This is a genomic window from Cellulomonas sp. P4_A2, assembly GCF_056402515.1.
In genome coordinates, this window is sequence record NZ_JBFUHG010000208.1 from 1 (window position 1) to 376 (window position 376).

Here is a 376-nt window from a genome sequence, read left to right on the forward strand (position 1 = left end):
GATCCGGAACGACCCCCCGCTCGCGCTTCGCGGCGATGGGAACTCTTCTCGCAGCACTCTCGCTTCTGCTCACCCTGCCCGGTGCGGCCACCGCGGCCGACTCCCCCACCGCCATCACCACACCTGCCCGCGGGTCGGCCACGATGGGCATGGGCGTCGTCGCCCATGACGGCCAGGGCGGCCTGCCGCGTGACACGCGCGCCGTGCAGACCGAAGGCGTGGACGTCAGCAGCCACCAGGGCAACGTCGACTGGGCGACCCTCTGGAACAGCGGTGTCCGGTGGGCCTACACCAAGGCCACCGAAGGCACCTACTACACGAACCCCTACTTCGCCCAGCAGTACAACGGCTCGTACAACGTCGGCATGATCCGGGG

Annotated in this window: 1 protein-coding gene; it reads left to right on the forward strand. The window is 69.4% G+C overall.

The window, feature by feature from the left end:
- Positions 1 to 35: 35 nt before the first annotated feature.
- Positions 36 to 376 (forward strand): GH25 family lysozyme (locus AC1DUE_RS20750; RefSeq protein ID WP_477041283.1); only part of this gene is annotated, 341 nt, incomplete at its 3' end.